General features: G+C 40.2%; 14 protein-coding genes. 5 read left to right on the top strand and 9 right to left on the bottom strand.

What is annotated here, in order from left to right; all coding sequences use genetic code 11:
- Positions 1–371: 371 nt before the first annotated feature.
- From IPJ53_17195 to IPJ53_17205, 3 genes are all read right to left on the bottom strand, one after another.
- On the bottom strand, positions 372–2,504 hold the full coding sequence (locus tag IPJ53_17195; protein MBK7800839.1) for a glycoside hydrolase family 97 protein: 2,133 nt from the start codon (positions 2,502–2,504) through the stop codon (positions 372–374).
- Positions 2,505–3,227: 723 nt separating this feature from the next.
- On the bottom strand, positions 3,228–3,959 hold the full coding sequence (locus IPJ53_17200) for a ComF family protein (protein ID MBK7800840.1): 732 nt from the start codon (positions 3,957–3,959) through the stop codon (positions 3,228–3,230).
- A gap of 312 nt (positions 3,960–4,271) precedes the next feature.
- Positions 4,272–5,501 (bottom strand): trypsin-like peptidase domain-containing protein, encoded by a 1,230-nt coding sequence (locus IPJ53_17205; protein MBK7800841.1) that lies wholly within the window; start codon positions 5,499–5,501, stop codon positions 4,272–4,274.
- 330 nt (positions 5,502–5,831) lie between these two features.
- Here IPJ53_17205 and IPJ53_17210 point away from each other — a divergent pair, with 330 nt between their 5' ends.
- Both IPJ53_17210 and IPJ53_17215 read left to right on the top strand, forming a co-directional pair.
- On the top strand, positions 5,832–6,608 hold the full coding sequence (locus IPJ53_17210) for an SPOR domain-containing protein (GenBank protein ID MBK7800842.1): 777 nt from the start codon (positions 5,832–5,834) through the stop codon (positions 6,606–6,608).
- Between the two features lie 55 nt (positions 6,609–6,663).
- A complete protein-coding gene (locus IPJ53_17215) occupies positions 6,664–7,356 on the top strand; it encodes an SOS response-associated peptidase (protein ID MBK7800843.1) in 693 nt (230 codons plus the stop codon).
- Between the two features lie 47 nt (positions 7,357–7,403).
- On the opposite strand, the gene IPJ53_17220 is transcribed toward IPJ53_17215, so the two are convergent.
- Both IPJ53_17220 and IPJ53_17225 read right to left on the bottom strand, forming a co-directional pair.
- Entirely contained in the window at positions 7,404–8,495 is a 1,092-nt protein-coding gene (locus tag IPJ53_17220; protein MBK7800844.1) for a site-2 protease family protein, read from the bottom strand.
- Positions 8,496–8,498: 3 nt separating this feature from the next.
- The gene (locus IPJ53_17225) at positions 8,499–9,671 is read right to left on the bottom strand and encodes an acyl-CoA dehydrogenase (GenBank protein ID MBK7800845.1); all 1,173 of its coding nucleotides are present in this window, start codon (positions 9,669–9,671) and stop codon (positions 8,499–8,501) included.
- Between the two features lie 120 nt (positions 9,672–9,791).
- Between IPJ53_17225 and IPJ53_17230 the strand changes: the two genes are divergently transcribed.
- Positions 9,792–9,935 (top strand): hypothetical protein, encoded by a 144-nt coding sequence (locus IPJ53_17230; GenBank protein ID MBK7800846.1) that lies wholly within the window; start codon positions 9,792–9,794, stop codon positions 9,933–9,935.
- A gap of 65 nt (positions 9,936–10,000) precedes the next feature.
- A complete protein-coding gene (locus IPJ53_17235) occupies positions 10,001–10,414 on the top strand; it encodes a hypothetical protein (GenBank protein ID MBK7800847.1) in 414 nt (137 codons plus the stop codon).
- Positions 10,415–10,626: 212 nt separating this feature from the next.
- Here IPJ53_17235 and IPJ53_17240 read toward each other — a convergent pair whose 3' ends face one another.
- The gene (locus IPJ53_17240) at positions 10,627–11,913 is read right to left on the bottom strand and encodes a hypothetical protein (protein MBK7800848.1); all 1,287 of its coding nucleotides are present in this window, start codon (positions 11,911–11,913) and stop codon (positions 10,627–10,629) included.
- Positions 11,914–12,154: 241 nt separating this feature from the next.
- On the bottom strand, positions 12,155–12,805 hold the full coding sequence (locus tag IPJ53_17245) for a protein-L-isoaspartate(D-aspartate) O-methyltransferase (protein ID MBK7800849.1): 651 nt from the start codon (positions 12,803–12,805) through the stop codon (positions 12,155–12,157).
- Positions 12,806–12,904: 99 nt separating this feature from the next.
- Between IPJ53_17245 and IPJ53_17250 the strand changes: the two genes are divergently transcribed.
- Positions 12,905–14,308, top strand: a complete 1,404-nt coding sequence (locus IPJ53_17250) for a phosphoglucomutase/phosphomannomutase family protein (GenBank protein ID MBK7800850.1) — start codon at positions 12,905–12,907, stop codon at positions 14,306–14,308.
- Positions 14,309–14,376: 68 nt separating this feature from the next.
- Here IPJ53_17250 and IPJ53_17255 read toward each other — a convergent pair whose 3' ends face one another.
- Positions 14,377–14,832 carry a GNAT family N-acetyltransferase gene (locus IPJ53_17255; protein MBK7800851.1) on the bottom strand — a complete coding sequence of 152 codons (456 nt, stop codon included), beginning with the start codon at positions 14,830–14,832 and terminating at the stop codon, positions 14,377–14,379.
- Between the two features lie 24 nt (positions 14,833–14,856).
- Positions 14,857–16,671 carry a DNA polymerase III subunit gamma/tau gene (gene dnaX / locus IPJ53_17260; GenBank protein ID MBK7800852.1) on the bottom strand — a complete coding sequence of 605 codons (1,815 nt, stop codon included), beginning with the start codon at positions 16,669–16,671 and terminating at the stop codon, positions 14,857–14,859.
- Positions 16,672–16,823: the final 152 nt, after the last annotated feature.

The following is a 16,823-nucleotide window of genomic DNA, read 5'->3' on the forward strand; positions in this document are numbered from 1 at the left end:
TCCTCCCGTTAGCCGCTTTCGCGCCTACCTGCCAACGCAGTCAGGCAGGGTTCCCTCTCTTATCGTTCTGTCGCACGATACTCTGCTGAAGCAGAGATCGTTCAGTCATACTAATTGGCTAATTTTCAAATTCTCTAATTCTCTAATTCTCTAATTCTTCCGCTAGCCGCTTTCGCGCCTGCCTGCCAACGCAGTCAGGCAGGGTTCCTTCTCTTATCGTGCTGTCGCACGATACTCTGCTTGCAGCAGAGATCGTTCAGTCAACCATTAACTCATTAGCTCATTTCCTAATCCTCCCGTTAGCCGCTTTCGCGGTTCCTTCTCTTATCGTGCTGTCGCACGATACTCTGCTTGCAGCAGAGATCGTTCAGTCATCTCCCTGCCGGAGTAAACTGTATTGCGCAACCCCCGCCGGGTGCCAGGCGTATCTTTAGCTTTTCGGTAGATCTGATGGTTTTTTTATCTATCACGTAACTCATAGGATTCCTTTCCCAATCAGCGCTGTCTCCATCTCTGTAAACAACCGTGGTATATTTCTTTCCGGGAGTAAGAAAGCTGAGGTCCGGCTCAAAAAGTCTTTCCTGTTCATCGGTGATTGCGCCAACAAACCATTGTTTTCCATTCCGTTCACGTCTGGCCATGTAAATGTAATCGCCGGGTTCAGCATCCAATACCACGGTAGTATCCCAATCAGTAGGCACTTCTTTGATAAATTTAAAAGCATCCGGACGCTTTTCATAATTTTCAATCAGGTCTGCAGCCATTTGAATAGGGCTGTACATGGTTACATACAGAGCCAACTGTTTTGCAAGAGTAGTATGTACCTGTTCTTTTTTAGCTGAATCATAGACATTCATTTTGATCTGAAATATGCCTGGGGTATAATCCATAGGGCCTCCCAACAAACGGGTGAAGGGTAGTATCGTCTCGTGCTCCGGGAGGTTACCGCGGCTCCAGGCATTGAACTCATTGCCCCGGGCTGCTTCATTGGACCACCAATTGGGATAAGTTCTATGAAGACCGGTAGGTCTTACGGGTTCATGCAAATCCATGGTCATTTTATTCAGCCCAAACTTACTGGCCAAACGTTCATAATGGTCAACCATCCATTGACCGTCGTGGTGCTCACCTCTGGGAATGATTTTCCCCACATAACCTCCTTTTATTCCCGGATATCCATATTGTATCATAAACCGGATTGCTGTGTCCAGCTGTCTTTCATAATCCGTTACCGCACCTGAAGTTTCATGGTGCATGATAAGTTTCACATTTTTAGCTTTCGCTCGTGCGGAAATCGCATTGATGTCAAAATCGGGATAAGGCTTTGAAAAACTAAAAATGTGTTCCCGGTATGCACCAAACCAATCTTCCCATCCCTCATTCCATCCTTCTACCAGAACGTAGGGAATATCATGTTTGGAGGCAAAATCAATATATCGTATTACATTGGCAGTATTCGCCCCATGGTGATTGACTTTCTTCCAGAATTTAGAAGAGAGGGCAGTGCTTTTATCCCAATAATTCCAACTACTTTTTCCTACATGCATTTCCCACCACACCCCAATGAACTTTCCGGGTTTGATGAAAGAAGGGTCCGCAATTTTACTGGGTTCATTTAGATTAAGAATGATTCTGTTGGTTAAAATATCTTTGGCCTTTTTAGCATAAAGTATGACTCTCCAAGGGGTCTTGTCCCCCCCTTGTAAATAGGCTTTATTGCCCAAAACATCGGGTACCAGATGAGATTTTAATTCCAGTTTGCTTCTATCGATTTCCAGATTCATTGCAGGATAATGCACCAATGCCGCTTCATGAATTGCTAGATAATAACCATCTCCTGCAATCATCATCAACGGCGTCTGAACAAGACTGTCATGGACCGATTGCTTGAATGCAATGTTGTTGTCTTCACTAAATTGCAGCGCATGTATTTGACTGAGTTTCGAGCGGCTGTATCTGTATTCGTTGGTGTCATAGTCACCCGGAATCCAGTACACATCGTGGTCAGCATCCAAAGGAAAAGTGGTGAGTTCATCACTTACAGTAAAAAGTCCAAGGTTTCCATCTTCCGGAAAAATATAACGAAATCCCAAACCATCATCAAACAATCTAAATTCAAGAATTAAAGTTCTCTTTGTTGCTCCCAAAATTTGCTTAAGCCTGACATTTAAGGATCTGTAATGATTTCTAATCTGCTTCTCTTCTCCCCACACGGTTGTCCAGCTGTCATCCATTTCTAAAGTATAATGACTGTCCACGACAAAATCCTTGTCAAGACCAATCGCATCCTTTAAAAGAATCCCCAGTCGCCCGTCTTTCACAATTGGTAAACCCTCTGCTTTGAATCCATACCGTGGCCTCCCTTGCTCATCCAGATAGAATTTTAATTCCATCAAATTATTTGGAGAGTTAAGTTTGAGAACATTTGCAACCTGAGCATTTAATACATTCCCCATCAAAATAAATGCACTAAGCACCCCACTCAGTAATCCTATTAATTTCATTTGATATTTTCTTGAGGAACAAAAATAGGGCATTAATGTATTATGGTACTAAATCATTATAACCTTCAAGCATTATACCATTTTCATATTTTCGATAACCTCTTTCGTGCCTGCCTACCGACCGTAGGGTGTCTCGGTTGCAAACCGAGCCAATCGATTTTAGGGTGAACATTCGATCGGAATTTTTTCGTTTGGTGTCTCGGCTGCAAACCGAGCCAATCGAACAGTCATTCAATTAACTCATTAGCTCATTCTCAAATTAACTCATTTCCTACAAGGAGTTTAGAAAGTACTATTTGCAATCTTCGTCATTAACTCATTAGCTCATTCTCAAATTAACCAATTATTTACGGAGTGTCTAGCTAGTGCCATTCATGATCTTCGTCAGTTTGACGCTGGGAAGCATCAAACAACCCGGTTATTTCGAGCTTCCTAGCTTGAAATTTACGAGGAGTTTAGAAAGTACTATTTGCAATCTTCGTCATTAACTCATTAGCTCATTCTCAAATTAACCAATTATTTACGGAGTGTCTAGCTAGTGCCATTCATGATCTTCGTTTGGTAGCTCGGTTGCAAACCGAGCCAATCGATCAGTCATTCAATTAACTCATTAGCTCATTTTCAAATTAACTCATTTCCTACGAGGAGTTTAGCAAGTACTATTTGCAATCTTCGTCATTAACTCATTAGCTCATTCTCAAATTAACTCATTTCCCACTTTCCTCACCGTCCAATAGCAATGGTGGCCATGTTTATGGTTTTGGGAAAGCCCTTTTCTAATTCTATGGCGCATGATTCCAGAGTGGCGCCTGTGGTGAGGACATCATCTACCAACAATATATTTTTATCCTTGATGATTTCGGGTCTAGATAATTTGAAGACGTTTTTCATGTTTTCATTTCTGCTGAACCGGTCCTTTTCCGTTTGGGAAGTAGTGTGGTGGATTCGTATCAACACATCTGAAAAAATTGCTGCTCCCAATTCATTTGCCAGTGCTCTTCCAAACAGAAAACTCTGGTTATAACCTCGATGAATCTCACGCTTTGGATGTAGAGGCACCGGAATCACAATGTCTGTATCATGGTAACAAGGTATTTCGCATAACATTTTACCATAATAGTGCCCCAAACCTTCAGCAAGCTCCGGTTGGTTGCGGTATTTGATTAATTCGAGAATTTTATGAACCAGCCCATCGGGTACATAATAATAAAGGCTGGCGCCAGTCTGAATTTTAATCCTTCCTTTAAAATGTCCGGTAAACTCATTTTCAAGATGCAGATGTTGTTGAGTGGGACTGGTGATTGATTGACACCGTATACAAAATAGCTCTTCTTTTGAATAAGAATTTGCCCCGCAAACCATGCATAAGTTTGGGTAGAAAAGCTCTAACAATGCCTCTCCGGCATAAGCCAACTTTTCCTTCAATCTCTTGTAAGATCTTGGTGTGAAAATCATAGCGATTCAGGTGTCGCAGTAAAATTAAAATAAATTTTACATCCATTCTAATTCTGACACCAACATTAAATGATAAAATTGTAATTACCTAAAATTGTAATTAGAGTTCGTATTGAGAGGCAAAAGAGCAACAAAGGCATGACTCCTCGAAAGAATTTCGAGAAGAGGCTTGCATATAAAGTTAATTTGGCTCGTAATAGAATTCAAATTACAATTTTGGGTTTAATGGACCAAAAAAAATCCCGGCCATAAATGACCGGGACCTTCAAACAAAACGAAAAACCAACTTTATAGAAAGCTACAAAAACCTTGTTACACTCCTTTGCGAATCTTTACTGCCACCTCTTTGGCTACACCGTCTCTGATGATCTTTATGTTGAGGGTTTCTCCTACCTTGGTCAAACCGATTGCCTTCTGGAGATCTTCATAGTTTTTAATCGGTTTGTCATTCACCCCAACAATCACATCTTTCTGACGTAGACCTGCATATTTTGCTGAACTATTATCCTCAAGATTCTCTATTACAACGCCCTCTTTTGAAGAAAGGTTCAATTCTTTTATACTTTCTTCATCAATTTCAGAAACCACTACTCCCAATTTTCCCCTTTCAAAAGTCCCGTTGGTCATGAGTTCTTTTACCACCTTGTTCATCAGGTTAACCGGAATGGCGAATGAATAACCACTGTAGTATCCTGTTTTTGAAGCAATGGCTGAATTAATTCCAACCAATCTTCCCTGTGCATCTACCAATGCCCCACCACTATTGCCTGGATTAACAGCGGCATCTGTCTGGATAAATTCTTCAATTCCTTTTTGAGGCGCTTTTTGGCCGTAATAATAATCTTGATCCTGATTCTCATCAATGATGTTCAGATCTCTTCCCTTGGCACTCACAATTCCGGCAGTAACGGTCGAAGTAAGATATCCAAATGGATTTCCAACTGCCAACACCCATTCCCCTACTTTTATCTGATCAGAATTGGCCATTTGAAGAACCGGCAATCCTGATTCTTCTATTTTAAGCACTGCCAGATCTGTACGTGCGTCGGTTCCAATTTTCTGGGCCTTGTAGCTTTTACCATTTTTTAAAATTACCTCAATTTCATCCGCAAATTCAACCACATGGTTGTTGGTAACGACATACCCATCATTTGAGATGATCACACCGCTTCCACTTCCCTTCTTTTGCTGATAATAAGGCATTCCAAAGCCAAATGAACGCATGTCAAAATCTCTGAATAAAGGGTGATTGAAAAACGGATTATCTCGTTTAAGTTCAGACTCTTTTTGCTTAACCACCCGCTCACTTTCCTGGGCGTTGATCTGCACCACAACGTTCAGTGCTTTTTCGGCAGCTATTGAGAAATCAGGTCCAACAGTCGGATTCACGGCCGGTGATTCATTAACCTTTGTGGCAACCGGAGTTGCGTAACCGGACCCAAGACCATTTTGGGAATCATTAGGATGATAATATTGGATGCCACCAAAAACCAAAAGACCGCCAAAAAGGCCAGCCAAAACGTATGATAATAAATCTCTCATAATACTGATTTTATTTGTGCAATTGTAACGGAAACGAGTTTGTCTGTTTGACTGTTTTTAGGATTTTTCATTTTAACATAGTTTTAACTTCGAAAATTCCATTCCGAAAATCTATCAACGTCCCCTTGCTGAAAAAATAAATTCTGAGCTATTTGGGCATTTTATCCATTTGAATTTGGAACAAAAGACAGCCAGCTTAAATTTATGATCCAGCGTTTTAAAGCTTTGCATTGTTGCCTGACCGTGGCAAACCATTAACTGATAATTTACATATCTTTTTTTTCATAATTTGTAATATGTTGTATATTTGCATCAAAATATATTATGGAAATGAAGAATTTGATCCGCGTACTCCTTTATTTGCTACTTGTACTTTTAGTAGTTGCCATTTCGGTAATGATGTATAAAAGATTCAAGACCCCTGCAGATATGGAGCCTACGACCGAAATGTTGGACAGCATGTTTGTTGATACTGCCATTTCTTCACAAAACCTTCCCATGACCGCAGAAGATTCAGTAATTCTGGGGCTTACCGGTGAACTTCCAAATCAGGTTGGTATCACCGAACCGGACAATGGATCCATTGATTATTCAGGCAATACAAATAACCGTTCGACTGCTTCCGCACCGAAAGAGAATACTTCTCCTGTGGCTAAAGCAGTTTCCAATACCGGTAAAGCCGTAAAAAGCAGTTCGTCAGGTTCCGATGATTTACCATCCGTAAACCTGGCCAATTCGACTAAATCCGAAAGTAAAGCTGCGCCTGCTGCGACTAAAACAGCTAAAGCAGCTGAAACAACCAAATCAGCAAAAACAACTACTTCTGCTACTAAATCAAAAGAAGTGGTAAAAAGCAATGCCGCAGCAACTACCAGCAAATCCGGAAAGTACTATGTCGTAGCCGGTAGTTTTATTGTGCCTTCACACGCCGAAAAACAAGTGTCCAAACTTAAAAGTCTTGGGTATGCAACAGCAGCCAAAAGGGTCTTCGGAAATGAGGAATATTATCGCGCAGTAGCCGGTCAATATGACTCCAGAGAGGCGGCTGAAAAAACAGTTAAAAATCTTAAAGTAAAAGGTCAGGCTGCATTTATAAAAATGCAATAGGATCTGAGCTCATTAGCTACTTTCAACTGATTCACCAACACAGATTATTCATGTTATGTGTGGTAGGGGTTCATTGACCAAAGTTGAAAAAGATCTGGAGAAAAGGTTTGGTTCTACTTTCTATTCAGAGGACCTCGAACGGTATAATCCTTTACCAAACTTCAACATTGCTCCTACACAGAAGCTTCCGGTTATTCTTCAGGAAGACCAAAGGCATTTCAGACCTGTCCAATGGGGATTGATTCCCTCATGGGCAAAGGATGCCAAAATAGGTTCAAAAATGATCAACGCCAGGGTGGAAGGCCTGCTGGAAAAACCTTTCTTTAAATCTGCTTTACTTCACCGGAGGTGCCTTGTACCAATGGATGGTTTTTACGAGTGGAGGTTGCTACCTGACAAACACAAAATTCCACATCGCATAGGAATAAAAGGATTTGGACTATTCTCTATGGCGGGTATATACGACCGATGGAAAAACGATAAGGGGGAAGTCATCACCAGTTTCAGCATCATCACGCTGCCTTCCAATAAATTCATGCAACCCCTCCATGATCGCATGCCGGCTATGTTGCTGCAAGAAGAAGAACGGTTTTGGCTGGATACGGGTGAACATTCAGGTGAAGATCTGATTCAAATGATTAAACCATTTCCAGACGATTTGATGGATGCATATCCGGTGTCAGACAGGGTTAATTCGGTAAGAAACAATGATAAAAGCCTGATTGAAAAAGAAGAAATGACCTCTTAGATTTTTTAAGATCGTCAACAGTTGTAAGTGGATATTATCAGAAAAGACTAAGCCCTCCCTTCCAACATCATGTACCGTTCAATGACTTCGCCATCGATGTAGGAAAGTCCTCCTTCCTCTTCTTCGATTAAAATAACGGGTTGCCCGCCCCTAATGGTCTGCATAGCTTCCATCAAGGGTGTTGAGGGCTTCATATAAGTGAGCTGAGGATGATAAATATCTTTGATTCTTAGTGCAGGATTTTCTTTTTGCAATTTCACAATTTTATAAGTGGAGACAGTTCCACAATAATTGCCCTCGAGATCCATGACAAGGTAATTGGCCAATCCATTGCGGATGACCAAGTCCATGCATTCTTGAAGAGACTGGTAATCGGGTAAATAAACATTTACCTTCCTGGCCATCATTCCGATGGTTTTATTTTTTACCACATCATCCATGGCGACGCTTTTATATTCCTGCATGGCGCTCATAAAAATGAAGACCCCAATAAAAACCATCACCCACGCTTCCTGATAAATCCCATAACCAATCAACAACAAACAGATAAATTGTCCGATTCTGCTTGCCCATTTGGTGGCACTGAGTCGACCTAACCTCATCGCCAGTAAAGCCCTGAGTACTCGCCCGCCATCCATCGGAAACGCGGGAATCAAATTAAAAATCATCAGGAATATATTTGCCACCATCAAGGTAGGAATAAAATTTTCCCAGGTGAGAAAACTATCCTGCACTTCTAAATCTGGAGCCAGAATAGCTGTTCCATAACGAACCAACAAATAAGTCAAAATGACGATTGCTATAATCAAGTTTACTACAGGACCCATTAAGGCTACCCAGAGTTCCTGTGACGGTTTTTCAGGCATATTGCGTAACCTGGCCACCCCACCAATGGGTAATAGAATAATGTCTTCGGTCTTTATATTGTAGCGACGTGCAGTCAATGCATGTCCAAATTCGTGCAGGACCACACAGACAAACATGCACAGCATGAACACCATTTCGACTACAATTAAGTCCAGACTGGTTCCGGCCATCAGCCCGCTGCCCAGGATATAAACGAATAGGAAAAGGAAAGACCAGTGAATCTTCACCGGTATTCCGGCAAAGGTGCCGATGCGCAAGGATTGTTCTATCATTATTTATTGGCTGCTCCACATGGGTTGATAAAGTTGACCCTGGAGTATAGCCCTGGATACAACCATTCTTTGTACCTCAGAAGTTCCCTCATAGATCTGGGTAATTTTGGCATCTCTCATAAGACGCTCAACGTGATACTCCTTTACGAAACCGTAGCCCCCATGAATCTGAACGGCTTCGACCGTGTGTTTCATGGCTACATCCGAGGCAAAGAGTTTTGCCATGGAGGCCGCTACACCAAAATCCATGCCCTGATCTTTCATCCAGGCTGCCCGGTGCACCATCAGTCTGGCTGCCTCTATTTCAGTAGCCATGTCGGCCAATTTGAATGCGATCGCCTGATGCTGAGAAATTGGTTTCCCAAAAGTCTTTCTTTCTTTTGAATAATTCAAAGCCAACTCATATGCTCCTGAAGCGATTCCTAAAGCTTGAGAGGCAATCCCGATTCTTCCTCCGGTCAAGGTCTGCATGGCAAATTTAAATCCATTCCCCGGCGGTCCGAGTAAGTTTTCTTTTGGTACCTTAACGTCATTGTAGAGAATGGTATGTGTATCTGAAGACCTGATTCCCAGCTTATCTTCCTTGGCCCCAATTACTACACCCGGCAGGGAAGTCTCTACGATAAAGGTACATATGCCCTTGTGTCCTGAACCGGGATTGGATTGAGCCATCACTAAGTGAACAGATGAGCTACCTCCATTGGTAATCCAGTTTTTAGTTCCATTCAGTAAATAATGGTCCCCGCAATCTATGGCGGTGGTTTTTTGTTGAGTAGCGTCGCTGCCTGCTTCCGGTTCGGAAAGACAAAATGAGCCTATCCACTCTCCGGAAGCCAAAATTGGAAGATATTTTTGTTTCTGTTCTTCAGTTCCCATTTTCTCAATACCCCAACACACCAAACTATTATTGACAGACATAATCACAGAACAAGAGTTGTCTACTTTCGAGATCTCTTCCATGGCCAGGACATAGGAAAGGGTGTCCATTCCACCTCCTCCATATTCAGGGGATACCATCATACCGAGGAAACCCATCTCACCCATTTTCTTTACTTGTTCAGTAGGAAACTTCATTTGAGCGTCCCGCTCAATTACTCCGGGTAAGAGTTCCTGCTGTGCAAAGTCTCGTGCAGCTTGTCTTACGGCTTCATGCTCTTCTGAGAGATTAAAATACATGGTTAGGATTTTTTTTGCGAAGATAATCGAAATGATCAAAATGCAGCCACTTAGGTTCATTCCGGAAAATTCACTTCTTTGGAAATAGGATCTTCGAAATTTTAACTAAAATGAATCAGCATGGAATACCCAATACGAAGAATACTGCTGTACAGTGTTTTATGGAATGTTCAACGCACAGTAGAAAGCAACCTAAGCAAGCTAATTTATTCAAATTCTAAAATCCATAAAACCAATCCGGTGAATGCCCAAAACTTATTCTAAATTTGCAGCCAAACAATATTTAGGTAAAGACTGAATCGCTAAACCAAATCAAAAAAATCGATTATATGGGTAAACCGGAAGAATTCTATGAAAAGATTGCCTACCTTTTTTATGCCGTTGCCAAAATTGATGGCAAGGTGGCACTTTCTGAATTCAACAAACTTCATGAAGAGATAGAGAAAATTTGGAGAAAAACCGATGATGAAAAACATGAGTTTGATACCGATGGAGGAATAGAAACCGAAGCTATTTTTGAATGGCTTGATGAAGAGGGATATAGTTCTGAGGACGCCTTGAATGAATTTAAAGAATATGCCCTCGAACATGCTGCTCATTTTGACCCACTTACTCATGATAACATCATGCATACCTGCAAGGAAATTGCCACCCAAATAAGAAAAATCAATCATGCAGAATCAAATCTTTTGCATGACATTGAATCTTTTCTGAATAAGTTAAAACATCATGCCAAAAGATAATTTTACAAGTAAAATTATTTATTGATATTTAACTTGATTAATCATTTGCAGAAATGATTATTGAATAAATTGCAGGATTTGTTTTCAGTAATGTTGTGGGGCAAATGTAGTCAATTGGTTTTAGTAACAAGAGACACAACTTCACCTAATCACAATGTGTTTAAGTTTAGAGTAAATAAACCAAATAAAACTATTTGAATTTTGAAAAACAACTAGTGTAAAAAAAGTTTTTCTGTTCTACCGTTGGTTCTGACAAAATAGATCACATCCCCTTGCAATGAACTTAAATCCAATTCATCATCACTGGAGTTAATAATTTCAATTCCACTTAAGTTAATAATCTGAATCTTTTCATGATTTGGATTGTAAAGTGTGTTTTGCTGTATATAATAGCCTCTTGAAACTTCACAAGGATCCAAAATAACTACATTAGAATGAATTTGCAACCCTGATTTATTTTCTAATTTAATTCTGTATTGTAATTTTCCGACTTTAGTGGATTCCAATGAAGTTTCATAATTCAGTTCCTTACCAGCTTCCACTTCTTTTACATTGTACCACAACGCACCATCGGTACTTGATTGAATATAAAAACGATCCCCTTCGTCCACTTGGAAAACTGACCAACGCATGATAGATCCATTTGATGTACAGACTGCATTTAACTCAATATCTTGAATTCCAAGAGGAGCCTGAAAATTATTCACACAACTGGAAAAATCAAGATAATCTTCCACCTCTTCCAGAGAATGAATGTGCCATGGAAAGCTTGCATTAGTTGATTTCATTACATTCGACACACTGTCGAAATGTATAGAATTTGCAGAATGACCAACCCATTCATGACTTGACAAAGCTTCGTTTGGATTTTGGCTATTAACAAAACCCACTAACGCAACTCCAGGAAGGCAAAGAGTGCCCAAATAAGTAACGCCCACATTGGAATATTTTCCTGTGTAAAAAATATACATGTCATCGTCTCCTGGAAAATTATTTACTATGAGCCAATCCAGAAAATTCTCCAAAGTTTCTACGATGCCATTTCCGTAGTTGAAGGGGGTTAGAGAATCATAAAAAGTTACGGTAAGTTCCTTATTGACATCCCAATTTGGGGCAGCGGTATTAAATTTATTAATGATGCCATTGGACAATGTATTCATGTAAGTAATGACTTCATTATTCTTGTTGTATGCTCCTACTCTTCTTCTTTCATAGGAGGTATCCACATAAAAGTGTACTTCGAAATTCCCATTAGAACCTCTTTTACGAGTTCTCTGCTCTATAATTGACCTTCTCCTTTCAAATGAAGCTGTTAATTCATCGTGATATAGGTCTGTTACACATTGGGTGGTTTCTGATTTATCATTATTGTGGTTAATTTGAGCTACTAACTTCATTTCCCCCATTAAAAGAAGGACAATGCTGATATAAAAATATTTTACAGATGACAAAATAACTCTTTGAAAATGAGCAACAAATATACTGTAAAAAAATTTCATATAACCAAATTTTTCAAATTATAAAATCAAATTTCAAAACATAAATAAATTAAAATATATATACCTATATTTTTTAATATGTTATAAAAAAAACAACGACTCTCAACCCATCTTTTAAGGCTGAGCACCTCTGATGATTTGTGTAACTTGGAAATGAAATGAATGAAATACTGTAAAAGAAACTCTAAGGTAAGAAAAAGAGTTCCAAACAATACACTTTTTTTTAAGTTTTTTTTAATATTTATACTATACCTTTAAGCATTGGGACAAATTTAAAGTGCCCAAAGTCTTCTTTTGTGAAATTTTCGTGAAGTTCTTTAATGATTCTAACCATGGTTTGAACTCCTCCTCCTGATTCAAGTGGCAGGACCATCAAACCTCCCGGCTTTAATTGTTCCAAAAGTTTGGATGGAATTTCCGGACATGCTGCTGTGATCAGAATTTTATCAAAGGGTGCAAACCTGGGTAAACCCAAAAATCCATCCCCATAAAAAGTACGGATACCCATATATCCCAAATGTTTTAACCTTTGAGCAGTCTTGTCGTGCAAATATTTATGCCGTTCAATAGAGTAAACTTTGGCCCCCATTTCAAACAGGACACATGCCTGATAACCTGAACCCAGACCAATCTCAAGGACTTTTTCCCCCTTAATAAGTTTGAGCAAACTCGTTTGGAAAGCCACTGTATAGGGCTGCGAAATAGTCTGCTCACAATCAATTGGAAAAGCCTGATCCTTATAGGACCACTCTTCAAATGCCTTATCCAAAAAAGCATGCCTGGGCACTTTAAGAATGGCTTCTAAAACCTGTTCGTCCTTTATTCCCTTGGAGGCCAATTCTGCAACCAGCTTTTTCCTGAGTCCCTTTTGTCGGTAATTATCTGTAACCATATAAAAATCGCACGAATATATATAAATATTTTTTAATATGTGCAGAAATGTATGATTTGGTCGGATACTGATATCTTTGAGGATGAAAATCATGTTGTGATGGGAAAATCTGCACAAATAAAATTCGGGACAGACGGTTGGAGAGCCATAATTGCGGAAGATTATACCCTGGAAAACCTTCGGAGGGTGAGTTTGGGAACCGCTTTGTGGATGAAAAATAACGGACTGAAGTCTGCTTTAATAGGCCACGACTGCAGGTTTGGTGGTCGGTTGTTCCTGGAAGAAACTGCACGTGTCCTGGCATCGCATGGCATCAAGGTGCTGGTAGCAGATGGCTTTGTAAGTACCCCAATGGTGTCCCTCGGAGTAGTACACCATAAAGTGGATCTTGGAATCGTAATTACCGCGAGCCACAACCCTCCTTCCTACAATGGTTACAAATTGAAATCATCCTATGGGGGACCGACTCCTCCTGCTCAAATTGAAGAAGTGGAAGCCTGTATTCCGGAAGAATATTCGCCTTCCCTTGAAAGATATGAACAGTATTTGTCTCAGGGATTGATAACAGTCGTGCCACTCCATGAAAACTACCTTGCCCATATTAGAAATCGTTTTAACCTGGATGAAATCAACAAAAACACCCAATTGGCTTATGATGCCATGTATGGTGCAGGCCAGGACGTAATGAAACAACTTTTTCCGAATCTTAAGGCCTTTCACTGCGAGTGGAATCCAGGATTCATGGATACGCCGCCCGAACCCATTCCAAAAAATCTAATCGAGATTTCATCTTTCCTAAAATCAAATCCGGGTAAATATCTTGGCGTGGCAAATGATGGCGATGCGGATCGTGTGGCGATGTTGGATGATTCAGGTAATTTGGTCGACTCTCACCACATTCTACTTCTGTTGCTCTATTATCTTGCGGGAAACAAGGGAATGAAGGGAGACGTAGTCGTTAGTTTTTCTGTTACCAATAAACTCAAGAAACTCGCTGATCATTTTGGACTCCAAACTAAAATTACCAAAATCGGATTTAAATACATAGCAGAACACATGATTGACGGTGATGTGTTGGTAGCAGGTGAAGAGTCAGGAGGGCTGGCTATAAAAGGACATATTCCTGAACGCGATGGCATTTGGATTGCCTTAACTGTTTTGGAATTTGTTGCATTGTCCGGTAAAACAATTACTCAATTAATCGATGAAATTTATAAAATCGTTGGCCCATTTGCTTACGACCGTCTGGATCTTAAACTCTGGCCTGACCAAATGGAAAATGTCAAGGAAGTTCTTAATTCAGGAGTAATTGAAAAATGGGGGAATTACGTCACCAGGTCATTTGAAAATGTAGATGGTTATAAATATTATTTTGACCATGACAATTGGTTAATGTTCAGGGCTTCCGGTACAGAACCTGTTCTCCGTATTTATGCTCAGGGTAAAGATGCCGATGAAGTAATCCAAATGCTGGATACTGCCAGAAAAGTGTTAAACATTTAATGCTTAGATTTTGAAGTAAAGTTCTCCAATTTGATTTTCAAAATCCCATTTTATCAAATAATCCAGACTCAGTGCCGGATCATAGCAGTATGCGGAATGTTGTCCTCCATATATTCTTCCCCAACGGGTGTAAACCCAAAATCCGAATAAAAATTAAGCAGATAGGATTGTGCAGAAATCTTAATGGCCTGGCCCGGAAATAATTTTTCCATTTGGTGCAAGGATTCCTCCATTACCCGTCGGCCAAAACCCTGACTTCGAAATTTAAAGTCACTTACTACTCTACCTATCGAAGGATATTCAGGATAGGAAATTTTTGAGGGTAAAATGCGGGTATAGGCTGCCAATTCCCCTGATTCTAAAAAGAGCATCAGGTGATGGGCATGCAAATCTTTATTGTCCAAATCCTGGTACACACAATTTTGTTCGACTACAAATACCTCTACTCTAAGTCTTATGATTTCATACAATTCATAAGGACTTAATTCTTGAAATTTTTTTAAAACAAAATGAAAGTTTTGCATCAGATTATTCGGCAATAAAAAAAATTAATCCTCATCAATTTTAAGTTCAAGCACATTTCTGAGTTCCTCGATCTCAGGATTTACGGCATAAAGTAAATCCCATTTTTCTTTAGCCGAATAGAGTACTTTTGGTTTGACCAAATCTTCCTTTTGGGCCATTTCCGGATCGATTTCGACACTCATTCGGATACCCACTTCTCTGAAAAAGGATTTAATTTTTTCCTCCAGGTTAAGCTCTGATCTGAGTGCTTCCTGAGCGAGTACTGACCCCACTAAAAAGTTAACCTGATTTTCAGCAATTATAATTTTAGCTTGCTTCATGTAAGCGAGCAGGGAATTTGATTTTTGTTCCTGGATGCACCCTTCCCAAAAAATGCGGACGCTCTCCTCTGAAAATTCCATTTTGTTTTCCTGCCGGATTTTTTCGTCCTGGGCAATCTTTTCCTTGATCATTTTCAGGTCGGCCAACCTCGGAATAGAACTGGCAGCAGCAGGTCCGGGATTCTTGGCTTGATCAGTGATAGGTGAGGGAGTTATTTTGACCGGTATATTTGGAACATCAGCACCCAAAGTGCTTTTTGATTCTTGATCTAGGGTGGTATTAGTGCGAGGAGTCTGTTGAGCGGAATTTGATAAATCAGCTGGTACGCTATCCAATGATTTATTTGGAAAAGGCTCTTTGTTCAGCTCAGGAGTTTTTTTTTCAGGGGGAATAGCTGCTGACAATGCGGATCCAATAGTTACCAGATTTCTAAATTGGCAAAGTCTGTTCAATAAAATCTCTACATGAAGTCTTTTATTGCGTGCCCTTCCCATGTTAATTTCAGATTCGTTGAGACTTTCCAAACAAGTCATCAGAAAAGATCTGCTGTAATTTTCAGCCTGTGATAGATATTTCGATTTGGTATGTTCGCTTCCTTCAAAAAGGGAAGCCATCTCAGGACTCTTACACACCAAAAGATTTCTGGCATGCAGACCCAAACCTTCCAATAATACTTCTGAATCAAAACCAAGTTTCAAAATCTTATCATACAATAGAAAGGCCGATTGTTCATCTTCTGTCAAAAAGGCATCGTAGAACTTAAAGAAGTAATCCTGATCCAGGACATTCAGATTGTCCGCAACATCTTTGTAGCTGAGCTTCTTGCCTGAAAAACTGGTGATGCGGTCGAAAATGGAAAGGGCATCTCTCATCGCCCCATCTGCCTTCTGAGCAATTAAATACAAGGCCTCAGGATCTGCTTGAATGGACTCCACTTCACAGATTTTTTCCAACTGATGTATGATGTCCTTGACCTGAATTCTTCTGAAGTCATAAACCTGACACCGACTCAGAATGGTAGGAATAATTTTATGTTTTTCGGTGGTGGCCAGAATAAACTTTGCATAGGGTGGTGGTTCCTCCAAAGTCTTTAGAAAGGCATTAAATGCCGAGGAAGTCAACATGTGCACCTCGTCTATGATGTAGATCTTAAACTTTCCGTATTGGGGCTGGTATCTTACCTGCTCGACCAATGCCCTCATGTCCTCTACCCCATTATTTGAGGCGGCATCGAGCTCTATAATGTTGAATGAATTGTTTTCCTGAAATGCCTGACAAGTCTTACAGACATTACAAGGTTCCCACTCAGGGCTTGGATTTTCACAATTCAGAACCCTGGCCAGAATTCTTGCGCAAGTAGTCTTACCTACACCCCTTGGTCCGGTAAAAAGAAAGGCATGTGCTACCTGACCCTGAGATAAAGCATTTTTCAAGGTATTAGAGATGTGCTCCTGACCTATAACGTCAGACCATTTAAGAGGTCTGTATTTGCGCGCTGAAACGAGAAATCCTTCCATGATAACTATGGGTCAAAATTAACGTATTCAGGAGAATTTTAATGCATTGGTTTTAGACTTCCAGGTTTTTTGTACGGGTGATGATAAAAATGTAAACAAAATCTGTTCCCCAATGCTTAAGAAGATATTTCTTTCAAAAAATGTTTACCTGC

The sequence above is a fragment of the Candidatus Vicinibacter affinis genome (genome assembly GCA_016714365.1).
GTDB classification, from domain to species: Bacteria; Bacteroidota; Bacteroidia; order Chitinophagales; family Saprospiraceae; genus Vicinibacter; species Vicinibacter affinis.

Bases quoted from the DNA above. Each gene is read 5' to 3' on its own strand.
- IPJ53_17195 (MBK7800839.1), bottom strand. From the start codon at position 2,504: ATGAAATTAATAGGATTACTGAGTGGGGTGCTTAGTGCATTTATTTTG.
- IPJ53_17200 (MBK7800840.1), bottom strand. From the start codon at position 3,959: ATGATTTTCACACCAAGATCTTACAAGAGATTGAAGGAAAAGTTGGCT.
- IPJ53_17205 (MBK7800841.1), bottom strand. From the start codon at position 5,501: ATGAGAGATTTATTATCATACGTTTTGGCTGGCCTTTTTGGCGGTCTT.
- IPJ53_17210 (MBK7800842.1), top strand. From the start codon at position 5,832: ATGAAGAATTTGATCCGCGTACTCCTTTATTTGCTACTTGTACTTTTA.
- IPJ53_17215 (MBK7800843.1), top strand. From the start codon at position 6,664: ATGTGTGGTAGGGGTTCATTGACCAAAGTTGAAAAAGATCTGGAGAAA.
- IPJ53_17220 (MBK7800844.1), bottom strand. From the start codon at position 8,495: ATGATAGAACAATCCTTGCGCATCGGCACCTTTGCCGGAATACCGGTG.
- IPJ53_17225 (MBK7800845.1), bottom strand. From the start codon at position 9,671: ATGTATTTTAATCTCTCAGAAGAGCATGAAGCCGTAAGACAAGCTGCA.
- IPJ53_17230 (MBK7800846.1), top strand. From the start codon at position 9,792: ATGGAATACCCAATACGAAGAATACTGCTGTACAGTGTTTTATGGAAT.
- IPJ53_17235 (MBK7800847.1), top strand. From the start codon at position 10,001: ATGGGTAAACCGGAAGAATTCTATGAAAAGATTGCCTACCTTTTTTAT.
- IPJ53_17240 (MBK7800848.1), bottom strand. From the start codon at position 11,913: ATGAAATTTTTTTACAGTATATTTGTTGCTCATTTTCAAAGAGTTATT.
- IPJ53_17245 (MBK7800849.1), bottom strand. From the start codon at position 12,805: ATGGTTACAGATAATTACCGACAAAAGGGACTCAGGAAAAAGCTGGTT.
- IPJ53_17250 (MBK7800850.1), top strand. From the start codon at position 12,905: ATGGGAAAATCTGCACAAATAAAATTCGGGACAGACGGTTGGAGAGCC.
- IPJ53_17255 (MBK7800851.1), bottom strand. From the start codon at position 14,832: ATGCAAAACTTTCATTTTGTTTTAAAAAAATTTCAAGAATTAAGTCCT.
- dnaX (MBK7800852.1), bottom strand. From the start codon at position 16,671: ATGGAAGGATTTCTCGTTTCAGCGCGCAAATACAGACCTCTTAAATGG.